This is a genomic window from Longimicrobium sp. (assembly GCA_036389795.1).
Taxonomy (GTDB): domain Bacteria; phylum Gemmatimonadota; class Gemmatimonadetes; order Longimicrobiales; family Longimicrobiaceae; genus Longimicrobium.
In genome coordinates this window covers 81,736-98,578 of the sequence record DASVWD010000285.1, presented here as the reverse complement: position 1 = coordinate 98,578, position 16,843 = coordinate 81,736, and the positions used below count along the sequence as shown (strand labels likewise).

The 16,843-nt window shown below is 72.1% G+C and carries 18 protein-coding genes; 11 read left to right on the top strand and 7 right to left on the bottom strand.

The window, feature by feature from the left end:
* Positions 1–45 precede the first annotated feature (45 nt).
* The 6 genes from VF746_32305 (at position 46) to VF746_32280 (ending at position 5,447) form a co-directional block, all read left to right on the top strand.
* On the top strand, positions 46–1,353 hold the full coding sequence (locus tag VF746_32305; protein HEX8697147.1) for an SGNH/GDSL hydrolase family protein: 1,308 nt from the start codon (positions 46–48) through the stop codon (positions 1,351–1,353).
* A gap of 476 nt (positions 1,354–1,829) precedes the next feature.
* A complete protein-coding gene (locus VF746_32300) occupies positions 1,830–2,297 on the top strand; it encodes a SufE family protein (protein HEX8697146.1) in 468 nt (155 codons plus the stop codon).
* Positions 2,298–2,402: 105 nt separating this feature from the next.
* Positions 2,403–2,930, top strand: a complete 528-nt coding sequence (locus VF746_32295; protein ID HEX8697145.1) for a c-type cytochrome — start codon at positions 2,403–2,405, stop codon at positions 2,928–2,930.
* Positions 2,927–3,289 (top strand): hypothetical protein, encoded by a 363-nt coding sequence (locus VF746_32290; protein ID HEX8697144.1) that lies wholly within the window; start codon positions 2,927–2,929, stop codon positions 3,287–3,289. Before VF746_32295 ends, VF746_32290 begins: the two co-directional genes overlap by 4 nt.
* 281 nt (positions 3,290–3,570) lie before the next feature.
* Positions 3,571–3,747 (top strand): hypothetical protein, encoded by a 177-nt coding sequence (locus VF746_32285; GenBank protein ID HEX8697143.1) that lies wholly within the window; start codon positions 3,571–3,573, stop codon positions 3,745–3,747.
* Positions 3,748–3,851: 104 nt separating this feature from the next.
* Complete coding sequence (locus VF746_32280) at positions 3,852–5,447, top strand: HD domain-containing phosphohydrolase (protein ID HEX8697142.1); 1,596 nt, start codon at positions 3,852–3,854, stop codon at positions 5,445–5,447.
* A gap of 230 nt (positions 5,448–5,677) precedes the next feature.
* Here VF746_32280 and VF746_32275 read toward each other — a convergent pair whose 3' ends face one another.
* Complete coding sequence (locus VF746_32275) at positions 5,678–6,940, bottom strand: 4-hydroxy-3-methylbut-2-enyl diphosphate reductase (GenBank protein HEX8697141.1); 1,263 nt, start codon at positions 6,938–6,940, stop codon at positions 5,678–5,680.
* Positions 6,941–7,380: 440 nt separating this feature from the next.
* On the opposite strand from VF746_32275, the gene VF746_32270 reads away from it, so the two are divergent.
* Complete coding sequence (locus VF746_32270) at positions 7,381–8,256, top strand: transglycosylase domain-containing protein (protein HEX8697140.1); 876 nt, start codon at positions 7,381–7,383, stop codon at positions 8,254–8,256.
* Between the two features lie 88 nt (positions 8,257–8,344).
* On the opposite strand, the gene VF746_32265 is transcribed toward VF746_32270, so the two are convergent.
* Positions 8,345–8,929 (bottom strand): nuclear transport factor 2 family protein, encoded by a 585-nt coding sequence (locus tag VF746_32265; GenBank protein HEX8697139.1) that lies wholly within the window; start codon positions 8,927–8,929, stop codon positions 8,345–8,347.
* Between the two features lie 200 nt (positions 8,930–9,129).
* Between VF746_32265 and VF746_32260 the strand changes: the two genes are divergently transcribed.
* Positions 9,130–9,840 (top strand): hypothetical protein, encoded by a 711-nt coding sequence (locus tag VF746_32260; protein ID HEX8697138.1) that lies wholly within the window; start codon positions 9,130–9,132, stop codon positions 9,838–9,840.
* 175 nt (positions 9,841–10,015) lie between these two features.
* Here the strand turns inward: VF746_32260 and VF746_32255 are convergent, their stop codons facing one another.
* The 3 genes from VF746_32255 to gyrA form a co-directional block, all read right to left on the bottom strand.
* The gene (locus tag VF746_32255; protein ID HEX8697137.1) at positions 10,016–10,531 is read right to left on the bottom strand and encodes an SRPBCC family protein; all 516 of its coding nucleotides are present in this window, start codon (positions 10,529–10,531) and stop codon (positions 10,016–10,018) included.
* Positions 10,524–10,787 carry a hypothetical protein gene (locus tag VF746_32250; GenBank protein HEX8697136.1) on the bottom strand — a complete coding sequence of 88 codons (264 nt, stop codon included), beginning with the start codon at positions 10,785–10,787 and terminating at the stop codon, positions 10,524–10,526. The genes VF746_32255 and VF746_32250 overlap by 8 nt, the downstream gene beginning before the upstream one ends.
* 340 nt (positions 10,788–11,127) lie before the next feature.
* Entirely contained in the window at positions 11,128–13,740 is a 2,613-nt protein-coding gene (gene gyrA / locus VF746_32245) for a DNA gyrase subunit A (GenBank protein ID HEX8697135.1), read from the bottom strand.
* A 356-nt stretch (positions 13,741–14,096) separates the two neighbouring features.
* On the opposite strand from gyrA, the gene VF746_32240 reads away from it, so the two are divergent.
* Both VF746_32240 and VF746_32235 read left to right on the top strand, forming a co-directional pair.
* Complete coding sequence (locus tag VF746_32240) at positions 14,097–14,672, top strand: shikimate kinase (GenBank protein ID HEX8697134.1); 576 nt, start codon at positions 14,097–14,099, stop codon at positions 14,670–14,672.
* A gap of 189 nt (positions 14,673–14,861) precedes the next feature.
* Positions 14,862–15,302, top strand: coding sequence for a hypothetical protein (locus tag VF746_32235; GenBank protein ID HEX8697133.1), 441 nt, complete (start codon positions 14,862–14,864; stop codon positions 15,300–15,302).
* A 116-nt stretch (positions 15,303–15,418) separates the two neighbouring features.
* Here the strand turns inward: VF746_32235 and VF746_32230 are convergent, their stop codons facing one another.
* Together VF746_32230 and VF746_32225 are read right to left on the bottom strand one after the other, a co-directional pair.
* The gene (locus VF746_32230) at positions 15,419–15,739 is read right to left on the bottom strand and encodes a tetratricopeptide repeat protein (protein ID HEX8697132.1); all 321 of its coding nucleotides are present in this window, start codon (positions 15,737–15,739) and stop codon (positions 15,419–15,421) included.
* 88 nt (positions 15,740–15,827) lie between these two features.
* Positions 15,828–16,295: a hypothetical protein gene (locus VF746_32225; GenBank protein HEX8697131.1), complete on the bottom strand. Its 468-nt coding sequence runs from the start codon at positions 16,293–16,295 to the stop codon at positions 15,828–15,830.
* Positions 16,296–16,515: 220 nt separating this feature from the next.
* Here VF746_32225 and VF746_32220 point away from each other — a divergent pair, with 220 nt between their 5' ends.
* On the top strand, positions 16,516–16,794 hold the full coding sequence (locus VF746_32220) for a hypothetical protein (protein ID HEX8697130.1): 279 nt from the start codon (positions 16,516–16,518) through the stop codon (positions 16,792–16,794).
* The last annotated feature ends 49 nt before the right edge of the window (positions 16,795–16,843 follow it).

The window sequence follows — 16,843 nt, the reverse complement described above, 5'->3', positions numbered from 1 at the left end:
TCAGCTTCCCGGAGCAAACGAGTGTTTCAACCCCTGGAGAGACGAATGAGACTTTCAACCAGCCGGCGCCTGCTCGCCCTGGCCGCGCTGCCCCTGCTGGCGCTGGGTGCCTGCGTGGGCGACGGCGACGACCTGCTCACCGAGGCCCCCGCCGGCGCCGCGGGCGGCGCCCTCTTCGAGCGCTACGTGGCGCTGGGCAACTCCATCACGGCCGGCTTCCAGTCAGGCGGCATCGTGGACTCGCTGCAGGCGCGCGCCTACCCGGTGCTGCTGTCGCAGCGGGCGGGCAACTTCAACTTCGGCATCCCCTGGCTGGCCAAGCCCGGGTGCCCGGCGCCCTTCACCGCCCCCTTCACCCCGCAGACCGGGGTGCCGGCGTGCGCGCTGCGCGTCGCCGACCCCGACTCGGTGCCCACCTACGTGCAGAACCTGGCGGTGCCGGGGGTGCGCATCGCCGACCTCTTCGCGATCCCCTCGGGCTCCATCGCGCAGCTCTACACGCTCGTCACCGGCGGGCGCACGCAGGTGCAGGCCATGATCGACGCCGAGCCCACCTTCGTGTCGGTGTGGATCGGCAACAACGACGCCCTGAACGCGGTGGCGAGCGGCGTGCTGGGGCCGCTGGCGGCGGGCGCCGACTCCAACCTCACCCGGCTGGCCCCCTTCCAGGCGCGGGTCACCGAGCTGGCGGGCGCCATCAACGCCTCGGGCGCGCAGGGCGCGGCGCTGGTGGGGGTGGTCAACGCCATCCAGTTCGCCCCCATCGTGCAGCCCGGCGCGTTCTTCTTCCTGGCGCGCGACGTGACCACGCGGCGCTTCAACGGCAAGCTGGTCAACGACAACTGCTCGCCGGTCAACAACCTGGGCCAGCCCAACCCGCTCGCGGCCAACCTGGTGAGCTTCCAGGCGGTCACCTCCACGGCGATCCCCGAGATCAACTGCGACCCGGCGCAGCAGGGCGGGCTCTTCCTGCTGGACCAGACCGAGATCGCGGTGATCACGGCGCGGATCAACGCCTACAACGCGGCGCTCCAGGCCGCCGCCGCCGCCAACAACTGGGTGTACGTGGACCCCAACACGATCTTCGCGCCGCAGCTGACCACGCGCACCTCGGGCCGCACCAACCAGATCCGTAAGTGCATCGACCTGGCCACGGCCACCACCGCGGCGCAGTTCCAGGCGGCGGTGCTGAACACCTGCCCCGTCACCGGCGCCACGGCGGCGCCCAACCTGTTCGGCGCGCTGATCTCCCTCGACGCCGTGCACCCGTCGAGCGCGGCGCACGTGCTGTTCGCCAACGCCCTGGCCGCGGCGATCAACGCCCGGTACGGCACCACGCTCGCCACCAGCTGAGTGCTTCGCCTCCGGTCTCTCCGGGAGCGTACGAAGGGGCGGCCTCGTCCGGGGCCGCCCCTTCCTCTTCATACCGGATCGGGATGATCGGTTGCCTCCGCACTTCGCACTTCGCACTGCGGTTTGGGCGTGTCCCTCCGCTGCGCTCCGGGCCGGGCTGCGCGCGCGGTAGGGCACGATACCACCGTGCCCAACCGCGCCGGGCCGCCGCCGCGACGATACCCCGTGTCGCGTCGGCGTCCCGGCCCTGTCGGGCGCGCATCCCTCACGCGTGGCGCCGCTCCAACAGCCGAATTCCCGCGATTCTCCCTGCTTCCACCGCCGGGAAGGCGAGCCGGAAGCGCGCGGAATCGCCGATTTTCCACTGTTTCCGCCGTTTCTCCCTCTCCGGTTTTCGCACTTACGCACTCTCGCACTTTCGCACTTCTCCACCCCTGCCCCACGTCCGACACGCTTCTTGCGCAGAGACCCGGATCATGACCGAGCCGACCCAGACGACCGGAGTCCCGCCGTCGATCGCGAAGATCCTGCGGCGCTTCGAGACGCTGTCGCCCGACCTCACGCGGCAGGCGCTGGTGCAGTACGCCAACCGGCTCCCCCCGCTCCCCGAGCGCTTCCAGGGGGTGGACCAGGAGCGCTACCGCGTGCACGAGTGCATGACGCCGGTGGCGCTCTTCCCCGAGGTGGTGGACGGGAAGATGTACTTCCACGCCGACGTCCCGCGCGAGAGCGCCGCCATCCGGGCGCTCCTGGCCATGCTCTTCGAGGCGCTCAACGGGCAGCCCCCCGAGGCCACCCTGGCCATCCCCCCCGACTTCGTGCGCCAGGTGATGGGGAAGATCGGCCTGCAGGCGCGCGAGCACGGGCTGAACGCCATGGTCGAGCGCCTGAAGTCCGCCGCCCGCCGCGCCGCCGGGGAGCGCGCGGCGGCGGCCGCGGGGTGAGGCGTGTCCGCGCCGCGCGGAAAACCCTTGCGCGCGCACGCCGGGGACGTTCTTTTGTCGCCCGCGCGCGGCCGGGGCCGCGCGGCGAACCAGGAGACCAGCCCCATGCCTCGACCGACGACCGGCCGCACGCGGCCGGCGGCCTTCTGCGCGCTCGCCCTGGGCGCCGCCCTCGCGGCGTGCACCCCGGGCGGCGACTACGGCTACGACCGCGTCTCGCACCGCGACTATCCGCCCGAGGTGCCCCAGGCCACCAATCCCGACCCGCCGCCGCTGCGCCCCGGCGCCATGGCGAGCGCCGCCCCGCAGAAGCTGGTGGCGAAGAACCTCCCGGCGGGGGTCACCCAGGCCATGGTCGACGAGGGGCAGGAGCTCTTCTCCAACCCCTGCGCCGCCTGCCACGGGGCGGGGGGCGCGGGGACCCCGTCGGCGCCGCCGCTCAACGACGGCCAGTGGCTGAACATCTCGGGCGCCTACCCCGAGATCGTCACCGTCATCAACAACGGCGTCCCGCAGCCCAGGGAGCACCCGGGGATGATGCCGCCCAAAGGCGGCCGCGCCGACCTCACCGAGCCGCAGGTCCGCGCGCTGGCCGCCTACGTCTTCGCCTTGAGCCACCAGGGAGAGCAATGAGCAACCGGCACGGCGACGCGGGCGAGGGCACCTACGACTCCGTGCGTGAGCGCTACCGCCGCTGGGCGGAGGAGCGTCCGCGCCGCACCTCGCCCTCGGCCATCGGGATGCCCGCCATCCCCGAGAGCGCGGCGCGCCTGCTGGCGCTCGCCACGGGGCTGGGGCTCGGCGCGCTCCTCCTGGCGCTCGCCGTCACCGCCTTCGTGGCCGCGGGGAGCTGGAGCGAGATCGGGCGGGGCGGCGCGGCCGTGGCCTACTTCCTCACCGGCTTCTTCCTGACCGTCGCCGGCCTGGGGTGCAGCCTGGCCACGCTCAACCACCTCTTCCGGGTGCTCGCCCGCCCGCCGGCGCACCACTGAGCGGGGGCCGTCCCGACGCGCCGCGGGGCGGAATCCCACGGGAACGCACGAAGCGGCCGCCGACGTGGGCGGAGCCATACAACATGGCCCCACGGTAGCGCTCGCCTGCCGTCCTAACGGCAGGTCACTTTCGGGACGGGCCGAAAGTGTTGACAGATTCCAGTGCAGTGTTGTACACTGTGGCGCACACAGTGAACAACTTGTCGTGTTCCGTACCCCACCCCGAGGAACCGTTCCCCAAACGTTCCTAAACGTTCCCCAACCCCCCAGGAGGCAGACCCATGTCGAAGTACACCCTGCGCGCGTCGCTCGTGGCCGCGGCCGGCATCCTCATCGCGATCGGCGGCTGCTCGCAGAACCCGGCGGGCCCGGACGGGTATCAGTCCGACGATGCCACCGACACCCAGGTGGCGCCGCCGTCCGCGAAGCCCGCCATCTACGTCGCGGCCGGCGGCTGACCCAGCGGTTCGCTTCCCTGCGGGGCGCCGCGACCGGCGCCCCGCTTTTTTTGTGATCGCCAGTGTCTGAGACGCGTTCCCCGGACAAGGTTCATCCCGCTTGCGTGGCGCTGATCGAGCGCGCGGCCGCCCTGGAGCGCGCCGGCGAATGGGATCTGGCGCTCCAGGTGTACGACGAGGCCTACCGGCGCGCCGTCGAGCTCCGCTCGCCGAAGTCCCTCCTGGAGGTGGTCACCAAGCTGGGCCACAGCCAGCGCCAGGCCGGGCGGACCGCGGAAGCGGTGGAGCTGTTCGAACTGGCGCTGGTGCTGGCCGAGCTGCACCACCAGCCGCTCCACGCCGCCCGGGCGCTGAACGGCCTGGGCATTCTCCGCTACAGCCGCGGCGACCTGGAAGGTGCCGAGGAGGCGCTCCTGAGCGCCCGCGCCATCGCCCGCGAGCAGGGCGACGACAACATCACCGGCGAGGTCGAGCAGAACCTGGGGATCCTCGCCAGCGTGCGGGGCGACCTGGTGGAAGCCGAGGCACGCTACCAGGCCGGCCTGGAGAGCCTCACCCGCGCCGGCGCCGACCGCTGGTGCGCGGCCACGCTCACCAACCTGGGCGTGCTGAACGTGTCGCAGGGCAAGCTCGAGGAGGCGGACGACTACTTCCGGCGCGCGCTGGAGATCTGCGAGCGGATCGACGACGTGATGATCGCCGGGGACGTGCACATGAACCGGACCGAGCTCTTCCTGGCGCTCGGCCAGCCGGACCACGCCCGGGCGAGCTGCGACGAGGCGTTCGAGACCTACAGCCGCGTCGGCAACCTGGAGGGCCAGGCCGAGGCGATGAAGGCCTACGGGATCATCTACCGCACCGCGGGCCGGCTGCACCTGGCCGAGAACTCGCTGCGGCAGTCGATCTATCTGGCCTCCGAGGCGCTGTACCCGCGTTACGAGGCTGAAGCGCAGCGCGAGCTGGCCCTGGTGCTGCGCGCGCTCAACCGCAACCGCGAGGCGCTGGAGGCGCTCAACCGCTCGCACGCGCTCTTCATCGGGCTGCAGGCCAGGACGGCCCAGGCCGACATCGCCGAGCGCATCGACCAGCTCGAGGCCGACTTCCTCTCGCTGGTGCGCTTCTGGGGCGAGTCGATCGAGGCCAAGGACCGCTACACCAGCGGCCACTGCGAGCGGGTGGCCGAGTACGCCTGCCGGATCGCCGTCGAGGTGGGGCTCACCGAGCGCGAGCTGGTGTGGTTCCGGATGGGCGCCTTCCTGCACGACCTGGGGAAGACCGAGGTCCCCGAGGAGATCCTGAACAAGCCGGGGAAGCTCACCGAGGAGGAGTTCGCCATCATGGCGCGCCACACGGTGATCGGCGACGAGATGCTGGCGCCGGTGGAGTTCCCCTGGGACATCCGCCCGATGGTGCGCTCGCACCACGAGCGCTGGGACGGGAAGGGCTACCCCGACCGGCTGGCGGGCGACGCGATCCCGCTCCCCGCGCGCATCCTGCGCATCGCCGACGTGTTCGACGCCCTGACCACGGCGCGCAGCTACCGCCGCCAGCTCTCGCCCGAGGAGGCGCTGGAGATCATGGAGAACGACGAGGGCTCGTTCGACCCGGAGCTCTTCGCCGTCTTCCGCGCGATCTTCCCCGAGCTGGTGGGCACCGCCGAGGAGGCCGGCGCGCGCGCGACCGCGGAGCGCTCTTTCTAGGTCAGGAAGGGAACAGAGTAGACAGTACAGAAGTGCGAAGTGCGAGAGTGCGAAAGTGGAACAGCACGGCACGGGTGATCGGTTGCCGTTAGTCGTGCCGAAGGCTGACAGGATGATCGAGGCGGGGCGCCTGAATGGCCGCCCCGCCTCGCTGCGTTCTGGACTCCGATCTCCGCGTGGTGCGCCGTCTACTTCGCACTTTCGCACTCACGCACTTTCGCACTCGGGGTTCACGCCGCCACGGCCTCGGGCTCCAGCTCGATGCCGCGGGTGGCGAGCAGCAGCTCGATCGCCTCGCCGATCTTGTTGTTGGGGGTGGAGGCGCCGGCGGTGAGGCCCACCACCACGGGGCCGCCCGGGAGCCAGTCCTCGGCCTCCAGCTCGGGGGCGCCGGCGGGGGCGCCGCTCGGCTTGAAGCGGATGGTGCCCCGCGCCGGGTCGATGCAGGCGGCGTCGGCGATGTGGTAGGTCACGGCGTGGCGCGCGCAGATCACCGCCAGGTGGTTGGTGTTCGACGAGTTGTAGCCGCCGATCACCAGCATCACGTCGGGGCGCGTGGCCGGGTCGGTCACCAGCTTCACCACCGCGTCCTGCCGCTCCTGCGTGGCCGAGCAGATGGTGTCGAACGAGCGGAAGCGCGCCGCCGGGTCGAAGCCCGGCTCGCCCCCCCAGCGGCGCTCGACGGCCCTGCCCACTTCGGCCGCGATGGCCAGCGAGTCGCCCGAGAGCATGGTGGTCTGGTTGGCGACGCCGATCTTCTCCAAGTGCAGGTCGGGGTCGAAGCCGGGCGAGGTCTTGCCGCGGAAGTGCTCCAGGAACCGCTCGCGGGTGAGGGCGCCGGGCTTCCGCTCGAGGTAGTCCATCACCAGGCGCGCCTCGGCCATGTCGCGCACCACGATGAAGCGCCCCTCGGGCCAGCGGTACACCTGGCTGGCGGTGGCGCGCGTCTCCTCGTGGTGGTGCTTGCCGTGGATGAGCGCGGTGTAGCCGTCGCGGGCGTACTGGTCCACGCGCTTCCACACGTTCAGCACGCTGCCGCAGGTGGTGTCCACCAGCACGCAGCCCACCTCCTTCAGCCGGTCGAAGTCGGCCACGGTGGCGCCGAAGGCGGGGAGGATCACCACGTCTTCGGGGCCCAGCGAGGCGAAGTCGAAGCGGCCCTCCTCGTCGGGGTAGAGGAAGACCACCCCCATCTCGGTGAGGCGGCGGTTGACGTGCGGGTTGTGGATGATCTCGCCCAGCAGGAAGACGCGCCGGTCGGGGAACTTGAGCCGCGTCTCGTACGCGTAGTCGACGGCGCGGTCCACGCCGTAGCAGAAGCCGAACTCCTCGGCCAGGCGCACGGTGAGGCGCCGCTCGCCCTCGCCGAAGTGGTCCTGGTAGCCGCGCGCGCGGACGCGGTCCACGAGCGCGCTGTGGTACTCGGACCGGATCAGCGGCTCGATCTCCTTGCGGAGCCCGAAGCCGCGGCGGAAGTAGTTCTGTTCGACCAACGCAGTGCGAAAGTGCGAAAGTGCGTGAGTGCGAAAGTGCGAAAGTACGGGAGTACGTTCGCTTTCGCGCGCGCTGAAGGCTAACGGCGCGGGAGGTCGGACGCAACCGGGCGGGCTCGCGCAAACACCGCACGGGGAATAGTTTTTGCCCCTCCGCGCCCGGCTGTCGGGCGCAAGCGACGGGGACCGGGGCTGCTGTTCCTTTCCCTGTTGCCTGCAGTTGCGTGAGGGATGCGCGCCCGGAGGGCCGGGACACGGGCGCGCCGTGGGGTTGGGCGCGACCGGGGCCCGGCGCGGTTGGGCACAGTCGTATCGTGCCCTACCGCGCGCGCAGCCCGGCCCCCGGCACGGGGGACACGCCCAACGCGGCAGTCCAGGCAGTTCGCGGTTTCGGCAGGCGCGTCCGCGCGGCATCCACCGACTGACCCGGCGAAGCTGGCATGAGGCTCGGAAAGGCGAAGGCGAAGAAGCTGGGCGGGGCACCGCGGGCCGGCAAGTGGACCCGCGAGCCCGAGCCGGGCGGCTTCGGCGGGAAGCACCGCGGCTCGCTCATCGTGCTGCTGGCCATCGGCGGGCTGCTGGTGGTGGGGATGGGCGTGTTCGCCTTCTTCGCGCAGCAACGGCTGCAGGACGGCTTCCTGGGGCAGTACCGGCGCTCGCTGCGCCGGCCCGACTGGGTGCGCCTGAACCAGCTGCCGCCGCACGTGGTGCAGGCGTTCCTGGCGGTGGTGGACACGTCGGGGTTCCAGCGCACGCCCTCGTACGGCAAGGAGGTGCGGCCGCTGCTCACCCGCGACCTGGTGGCGCAGGTGCACCGGCTGGGGAGCGGCGTGGGCGACCAGGCGTGGCGGGCGGCGATGGTGCCGCTGGTGGAGGCGCAGCTCTCCCGCCGCGCGGCGCTGGAGTTCTTCCTGAACCGCATCTACCTGGGCCAGACCACGGGCGACTGGCGGATCTACGGGGTGCGGCACGCGGCGGAGGACTACTTCGGCAAGGACCCGCGGCAGCTCACGCTGGGCGAGGCGGCCACGCTGGCGGGGATCCTCCTGCCGCCGCGCATCACCGACCCCGAGGCGCTCCCCGGGGCGGTGGGCGCCCGCCGCAACGAGGTGCTGCGCCGCATGCTGATGATGAGGATGATCGACGAGGCGGCGTTCCGCGCGGCGATGGCGGAGCCGCTCGCCTTCCAGCCCGGCATCGACTACGCGCCCATGACGCGTCCGCTGGACTGGGAGAAGGAGCCCGAGCCGATCCGCCTCCCGCCCGAGCTGCGCCCCAGGGCCGACTCGGCGGCCGCCGCTGCCGGGGAAGAGTAGGGAAAACGGCAGGCTCTCACAGAGGACACGGAGGACACGGAGAACTTCATCCGCTGTTCCTCCGTGTCCTCTGTGCCCTCTGTGAGAGTCATTCCGTTTCGTCTTTCCCCGCCGTGTCCGCCGCCGCGGAGTCGGCCCGGGTGGTGTCGGCGGACGTGGTGTCGGGGGGCTGCCAGGCGCGCGAGAGGTGGAGCTGGGCCAGGCGCCACGCCCCGCGGTCGCGGGTGAAGACGCCCGAGGCCCTGAGCCACAGCGGCTCGCGCGCCGGCGCGCCCGTGGGGAGCAGCTCCAGGTGGGTGGAGAACCACCCCATCCCCTCCCTGAGCCCCACCTGCACCGCCAGGTCGGGGGTCCTGGCCACGGCGGGCGCGGGGAGGCTCAGGCTGTCGAGCGCCTGGCGCAGCCCCACGGGCCCCAGGCGGGTGAGGCGGGCGTTGCCGTCGACGCCGACCACCTGCGCCAGGTCCAGCGGGTAGAGGGCGTCCACGGCGTCGGCGCGGTCGCCGCGCCCGAGCCCGTCGGCGAAGCTGCGCACCCGCACGCGGATCTCGCCGGCGGCGTCCTGCTGCTCCACCCGGCCGGGGTCGCGCTCCTTGTAAAACCCGGGGGGCGTGCGCTCCACCTTGCAGGCGGCGAGGGCCAGCAGCAGGGCGGCGGTGGCGAGGTGGCGCACGGGCTCTCCCGGAGGAGGAATGGGACGGCCATGAGGACGGGGGGAATTTGCGGGGCGGCCCCCGCGTGTCAAGCGCCGGGGCCGCGGGCGCCCGGGCCCGGATTTCGCGATTTCCCTTGACGCGAGGGCGGCTTTGCCCCATCGTCCAACGCGAAATTCCCACGACAACCGAAGCCACGGCAGCAGCCCACGCGAAGTAGATGATCTGGTTCGGCAACCTCTCCGCGCTCCGCATCCCGGTCCCCGCCTTCATGGCGCAGACGGGCGACGAGAACACGCGCATGGAGCACGCGCTCCGCGCGGTGGCCTCGCGCGCCCCGCACCTGGAGGGCGGCGCGCTCCTCGACGCGCTGGCCGCCACCGGGTGGGTGGACCGCTCCACGGCCGCGCGGCTGCTCCCCTGCTTCCGCCACTTCGACGCGGACCGCTGGTTCGCCGAGAGCCTGCGCAGCCTGTCGCTCAAGGGGCCCACGGTGGCCGAGGAGTTCAGGAGCCGCATCGGGCGGGTGATGGAGGACCTCACCGGCAACGCGCGGCTGGAGGAGGTGGGGCCCGAGGGGGCGGTGCGCTTCACGCTGGGCGAGCGCGAGGGGATCGTGCTGGCGTACCCGGCGGTGCAGTGGACCATCGGCGGGGCCGCGGCCGACGCGGTGCGGGCGGCGGTGGACGAGATGCCCGACGCGCTGGTGATCGTCGCGCGCAACTTCCAGGACAACACCCGCGCCCAGCTGGCCGCCATGCTCGACCGCTCCGAGGTGCCGGGGACGCTGGTGACGGTGAACCTGCTGCTGGGGATGCGCGCCACCGCGCTCAAGTACCAGCCCGCGCCCGACCGGGTGCTGGACCTGCTGGCCGCGGGCCGGCCCCTGCGCACCCAGGACGTGGCCACGCTCGGCGGACGCCCGAACTGAGCATCCGGTTCGGCGATCGAAATCAAGGAGGGTGGGCCGCCGAGCGCGGCCCGCCCTTTCATTGAGCGAGATTCGAACAACAGGTCTCACACGGAGTCAACGGAGTTAACGGAGGCCCCCTGGTTTGTTCTCCGTTGACTCCGTGTGATGCTGGGTTGACAGTCTGGCTGCTCGTTCAGTCCTCCATCGGCGGGGCGCCGCCGGCCAGGTGGGTGTTGATGGCCGCCTCCCAGCCGCCGACGTAGCGCCGGAACTCTTCTTCGGTGAAGGCGCGCAGGTAGTCGTTGCCGCGCGGCGAGAGCGCGGTGAACGTGTAGGTGACGCGAGCGACGGTGCGGCCGTGTGGCGTCCGCCCGCAGCGCACCTCCACGATCCCCGCGCGCGAGCCGGGGGTGATGCGCGCGTACGTCACGCGGCGGTGGGGCTCGTACGCCGTCACCGTCCAGATGGTGGCCTGCTCGCCGGCGGCGCGCGTCAGGAACACGGTGCCCCGGCGCGCCTCGCCGTCCGCGGGCCACAGGAAGCGCGGCGACCACCCCGGCACCCAGGCCCGCTCGCCTACGGGCGTGAAGAGCGGGAAGACGCGCTCCGGCGGGCCGTCCAGCCGGATGCGGGCGCTCCTGACCACGTGCACGGGCTCGAAGTCGTGCGCCTCCGCCGCGTCGAGGAGCGCGGCCGCGTGCTCAGCCATCCTTCGCCTCCCGGAAGCGGTGGGCGGCCTCGCTGCCGTAGCCCATCCCGTAGACGTCCTTGAGCTTGCGCACCAGCTCCAGGCTCCCGTCGCCGAAGGGCGGCCGGTTCTCGAAGGCGTGCAGGACGATCCCCTCCAGCAGGTCGCCCAGCGAGAGGTCGTGGTACTCGGCCAGCGCCTTGAGCACCTTCACCATCCGCTTCTCCATCCGCACGCCGAGCTGCACCCGCTCCACCGTGATCCGCGCATCCGCCATCGTTCTCGCCTCGTCATAGGTGGTACATTGTTACCCAGGTAACAGACCGGGAACGGATGGTCCGTCAAGCGCAACGGCCGCGGTGCAGTCCACCGCGGCCGTTTACGCCGTCACTCCCAAACGATGTCATCCTGAGGGCGCATCGCACCGAACTCGCGTTCGCGCAATTGCTTGTGCGCCCGAAGGATCTATGGACGGCCACCGCGCCGACAGCCGTCTTTCGCGCGGGTGCCGGCTATAGATCCTTCGGCCTGCCGGCATTCGAGCACGATGCGAGTCCGGTCTGGCCGGCGTCAGGATGACGGCGGTGGGGGCGTCGGGTGTACACGAACCGGCCACCTCAACCAAAGAGGTCCAGCTCCTCGCCGGCAGCCTTCGGGCGATCGTCCGCGCTCGATTCCGAACGGCTCGGCTCGACGGCCGGGGGGGCGGTGGAGGAGCCGTTGCCCCCGGGGCCGCTCGGGCCGCCGACGTCGATGGTGAGCGCGGTGGCGCCCGCGTCCTCGTCGCCCTCGCCGGTGGCGGCCTCGCGCTCGGCGACGGGGGTGACCTCCACGATGCGCTCCTGGCCGGGGAAGGCGAGCACCTTCTCGGGCTCGCCCGCGCGGCCGCTCTTCGGGACCGAGTCGGGCTTCAGGCGCAGCAGGCGGACGGAGGTGGTCACCGCCATCAGGTCTTCGCCCGCGTGCACCTCGCGCAGCGCCACGAGGTCGCCGGTCTCCTTCGTGGGCGCGAGCAGCACCGTCCCCATCCCGCCGCGGCCCTGCACGGCCAGCTCGTCCAGGGGGACGCGCCTGGCCCAGCCGCGCGTGGTCACCAGGCACGCCTCGCCGCCCTCGTGCCGGGCAACCAGCATCCCCGCCAGCGCCTCGCCGTCCTTGAGCTTGATCCCCCGCACGCCCTGCGAGACGCGCCCCTGCACCGGAACCTCGGCCTCGGCGAAGCGGATGGCGCGCCCGCCGCGGCCGGCCAGCACCACCTCGCCCTCGCCGTCGGTGACGCGCACGTCGACCACCTGGTCCTTCGCCGTCAGCTTGACCGCCTCGATGCCGGAGCGGGCGTTGGCGTACTGGTCCAGCGGCGTGCGCTTCACCGTCCCGTCCGCCGTGGCGAAGAGCACCATGCGGTCGGAGCGCCACTCGTGCACCAGGTGCACGGCGGCCACGCGCGCCTTCTTCCCCAGCTCGAAGATCTGGTGCAGCCCCTTGCCGCGCGACGAGCCGCCCGCCTCGGGGACGTCGCGCACCGGGAGCGCGTACGCCCGCCCGTCGGTGGAGAACACCAGCAGCGTGTCGTCGGTCTGCGCCACGAAGGCGCGCGCCACATAGTCGCCCTCGTAGCGGTCGAGCGACAGGCGGCGGCCGGCGGTCATGTTGCGCTGGTAGACGGCCATGGGGATCTGGCGGACGTACCCCTCGCGGCTCACGGTGACCACCACCTCTTCCGAGGCGAGCAGGTCCTCGATCTTCACCGCCTTCTCGTTCTCGAAGATCTTCGTCCGCCGGGGGTCGGCGTAGCGCTCGGCCACCGCGCGCAGCTCCTGGCGCACCAGGTCGAGCTGCCGCTCGGGGCTCGCCAGCACCGCCTCCAGCCCGGCGATGGCGCGGTCCAGCTCGTCCAGCCGGTCGCGCAGCTCGCGGCCCTCCAGCTGGGTGAGCCTGGAGAGCCGCATGTTGAGGATGGCGTCGGACTGGCGCTCGTCGAGGCGGAGCTCCTTCTCCAGCTTGCGCGCGGCCGACTCGCGCGTGCGCGACCCCCGGATGATGCGCACCACCTCGTCGATGTGGCTGAGCGCCACCAGCAGGCCGCGGACGACGTGCGCCTCGTCCCGCGCGCGCCCCAGCTCCCAGCGCGAGCGGCGCACGATCACCTGCACGCGGTGGTCGCGGAAGCGCTCCAGCAGCTCCTTGAGCGTGAACTCGCGGGGGACGCCGCGGTCCAGCGCCAGGCAGATGACGCCGAAGGTGGACTGCAGCGCGGTGGCCTTGAAGAGCTGGGTGAGCACTTTGGCCGCGTTGGCGCCGCGCTTGAGCTCCAGGACGATGCGCATCCCGTCGCGGTCGCTCTCGTCGCGCAGGTCGGAGACGTCGCCCAGGCGGCCGGCGCGGGTGAGCTCGGCGATCTGCTCGATGATGCGCGTCTTGTTGGTGCCGTACGGGATCTCGGTGACCACCAGCTGCTCGCGGCCGCTCCTGCGCGACTCCTTGTAGACGCGCGCGCGCATCACCACGCGGCCGCGCCCCTTCTCGTACGCGTCGCGGATGCCGGCCACGCCCACGATGATGCCGCCGGTGGGGAAGTCGGGCCCCGGGACGTGCTCCATCAGCTCGGCCACCGTGCACTCGGGGTGGTCGAGCAGGTGCAGCGCGGCGGACACCACCTCGCCCAGGTTGTGGGGCGGGATGTTGGTGCTCATCCCCACCGCGATGCCGGAGCTGCCGTTGACCAGCAGGTTGGGCACGCGCGCGGGGAGCACGGTGGGCTCCCGCAGCCGGTCGTCGAAGTTGGGGACGAAGTCGACGGTGTCGCGGTCGATGTCGGCCAGGATCTCGGTGGCGAGCGGGGAGAGCCGGGCCTCGGTGTAGCGGTAGGCGGCCGCGTTGTCGCCGTCGATGCTCCCGAAGTTCCCCTGCCCGTCCACCAGCGGGTAGCGCAGCGCGAAGTCCTGCGCCATGCGCACCAGGCTGTCGTAGACGGCGGTGTCGCCGTGGGGGTGGTACTTGCCCAGCACGTCGCCCACCACGGTCGCGCTCTTCTTGTACGGCCGCGCGGGGGCGAGCCCGGCCTCGTGCATGGCGTACAGGATGCGCCGGTGCACGGGCTTGAGCCCGTCGCGCACGTCGGGGAGCGCGCGCTGCACGATCACGCTCATCGAGTAGTCCAGGAAGGACTCCCGCATCTCCTCTTCGATGAGGCGGGGGAGGACGCGCTCGCGCCGCGTGGGTGTGATCATCGACCGTGGGAAGCCGTGGGGCGGAGGACCGCTGGAAGACCCGTCTCGCGTGGATGATGGAAAGTGCGGCCTTTGGCACCGCGCCGAAAGGCCCGGCTCCGCGTACACCGCGGATGGGACCCGGTTCGGGGAATATTCGGGGTGGAGAGGGGGATGTAAAGGGCTGGCCTCGGCGCGGGGGCGGGGCCGCGGCCTCCTCCGGCTCGCTGGGGCTCGCCACCTCCCCCGTTCCGTGGGAGGTTGCGGGGCGAGTTCGACGCGAGGAGCGAGCTTCGGCGCGGGCGCGGTGGTGCTCACCCCGGCGCGGAACCTGCCGAGGGGTCACGGACCATCACAGCCGCGTCGAAGGAGGGGAAATGAGCGACTCGGGACCCGCGCCGGGGCGGATCGTGCGCGTGGTGCTGCTGGGGTACATGTGCTCGGGGAAGAGCACCGTCGGGCAGGCGCTGGCCCGGCGGCTGGAGTGGGGCTTCCTGGACTTCGACGTGGAGATCGAGCGGCGCGAGGGGCGCACGGTCAAGGAGATCATCGCCACCGACGGGGAGGAGCGCTTCCGCGAGATGGAGGCGGCGCTCACCGGCGAGGCGCAGCACACGCCCGGGCTGGTGCTGGCCCCCGGCGGCGGGTGGATCACGCGCCCCGAGCTGCTGGGGATGCTGGGGTCGGAGACGCTGCGGGTGTGGCTGAAAGTCTCCCCGGAAGAGACGGCGCGGCGGCTGGTGACGGACACCATCGACCGCCCCTTCCGCGACTTGGCCGACCCCACCCCGCGCATCGCCGAGATGCTGGCCCAGCGCGAGCCGCTCTACCGCCTGGCCGACCTCTCCGTCCCCACCGACGGGCGCCCGGCCGAGTCGATCGCCTTCGAGATCGAGACCCTCCTGCGCACGCGCGGCTGCATGGCGGCGGCCGCGGCGCGCCAGAATCCGTAACTGCTTTTCTCACGCAGAGTCAGCAGAGTAGCAGAGAACTCACCGCTCTCCGCGGTTTTCCTCTGCTGACTCTGCTCCTCTGCGTGAGACATTCTGTGTTCTGAACGGGATCATGCACTTGACGAAATACCACCGCCCGCCCTGTATTGGGCTGGATCGAAGAGTCGCCGGCTTCACGTGGAGGCAAGGATGAACCCGCTGCTTCGCAAGCTGCGCGGCGTGATCGGCACCGGCCTGGCCTGGGGAGCGGCGTGGGCGACGATCATGGCCGTCGCCGGGGTCGTCATCGGCGTCCTCCGCCCGGAAGAAATCGACCCGGGAGAAGGCCCGATCGTCGTGGGCGCGATCATGGGCATGGTCGGCTTCGTCTCGGGCGTCGCCTTCGGAGCCCTCCTGTCCTTCGCCGAGCGGCGGAAGACGATCCTCGACCTCTCGCCCGGGCGGGCCGCGATGTGGGGGATCCTGGCATCCGCCGCGTTCCCTCTCCTGACCGGCCGGGCGGATGCGGTGTTCGTGCTCTGCCCTCTGGGCGCGGCCTGTGCCGCGGCGTCGGTGGCGCTCGCGCGGAGAGCCGAGCTTCGCGGTCCGGCGCAGCCGAAGCTGCTGAGGTCGGAGCCATTCCCGAGATGAGGGCACCTGGAGAGGTGTCGCGCCCCTCAGACGATTCGATAGACCACGCCCGACTCACCCCCACCCCGCCAGGTGGGGGTTTTCGTCAGGTGCACGATTGCGTTCCCGGGTCCTGATCAGGCGTAGTCCCAGTCTTCCAGCACCTGCTCGAACTCGGCGGCCATGGAGGGGTGGCCGTGGCTGTAGGCGGCCTCGACGCCCTGGCGGTACGCCTCCTTCGCCTCGTCGTCGCGGCCCAGGCGGCGCAGCGCGTTGCCAAGCCGGCCGTAGGCGTTCCCCTCGTCCGCGGCGCGGGCCAGGTACTCGCGCAGCTCGGCCGCCGCCTCTTCCCAGCGCTCGGCCTTCTCGTACTCCAGCGCCAGCCCGAAGCGCGGCCGCGGATCGCCGGGCCGGGCGGCGGCCATCTTCCTCAGCGCCTCGATGCGCGCGTCCTGCACGGCTCTCCCCTCCCTGGAAACGAGTTCGCCCGCGCGGCGGCGGGCGAACGGGTCTGCATGGCTCGACGACGGATCGGCCGCCGGGCGGCTACCAGCGGTGCATGCCGCGCAGCACCTCGCCGGCCACCAGCGCGGCGGCCATCCCCATGGCGGCGGCGCCGCCGATCATGGCGGCGCGCTCGGGGCGCACCCCGCGCAGCCCCCGCAGGTACACGCGCATCATCCGCTCCACGGAGGAGCGCCGCTTGCGCCGGATCGGCGGGGGGGGCGGCTCGTTGTGAACGAGGCCGAGGCGCTCCACGTCCACCAGCGCCTCGTTCCCGCACCCGGGACAGTGGGCCCGGCCCTGCGCGCGCTGGTTGCGGTTGGCGAACACCATCTCCTCGCCGCACTCCGCGCAGTCGGTGGCGGCCGGGGCGGGGCGGATGGAGTTGTACAGCGCGTGCCGGCTCATCCCCAGGCGGGCGGCGAGCTGGTCGACGCTGTCGTGGCTGTGCCAGTAGAGGCGGTTGGCGCTGGCGTGGATCGCGTCGGCGGTCTCGATCACATCGCTCATGAGCGATTCCTCCGAGACAGGGGGTGGAAGGTCGGGGGACGTTCGGCGGCGCGCACAACGCGTGCCGTCGCAGACGTTTACCCGGCCGCCGCGGCGGCCGGCGTCGTTCGTCCCGCTGGGAAGAAGGGGAGCAATATGGAGCCCCGGGTGCGCGTTGTCACGCCCCGCGTGAATCGGTATCTTCCCCGCCTTTCCACCGGGTGCCGGAAAGGGGGCCGCCGTGCCGCGTCCGCGGGACCACATCGCCGCCAACCTGGAGCAGCTCTACCGCGAGGCGTACGCGCGCGCCCGGGGAGCGGGCGACGAGGCGGAGATGGCGCGGCTGGACTTCGCCTTCCGCCGCGACCAGCTCTGGCTGGAGGCGATCCTGGACGTGCGCGACCTGCTGGCGGGCGCCGCGCCGGCCCCGCCGCAGGGTGAAGGGAAGCAGGGTGAGAAGTCCGTCCTGGAGCAGATCAACGACCTCCGCAGCCTCGCGCGCCTCCCGTTCGGCCGCTGAGGCGCCGCCCGCGGCCGCCGCCGGCCGCGCGGGGCGCTCGCCGCTGGCG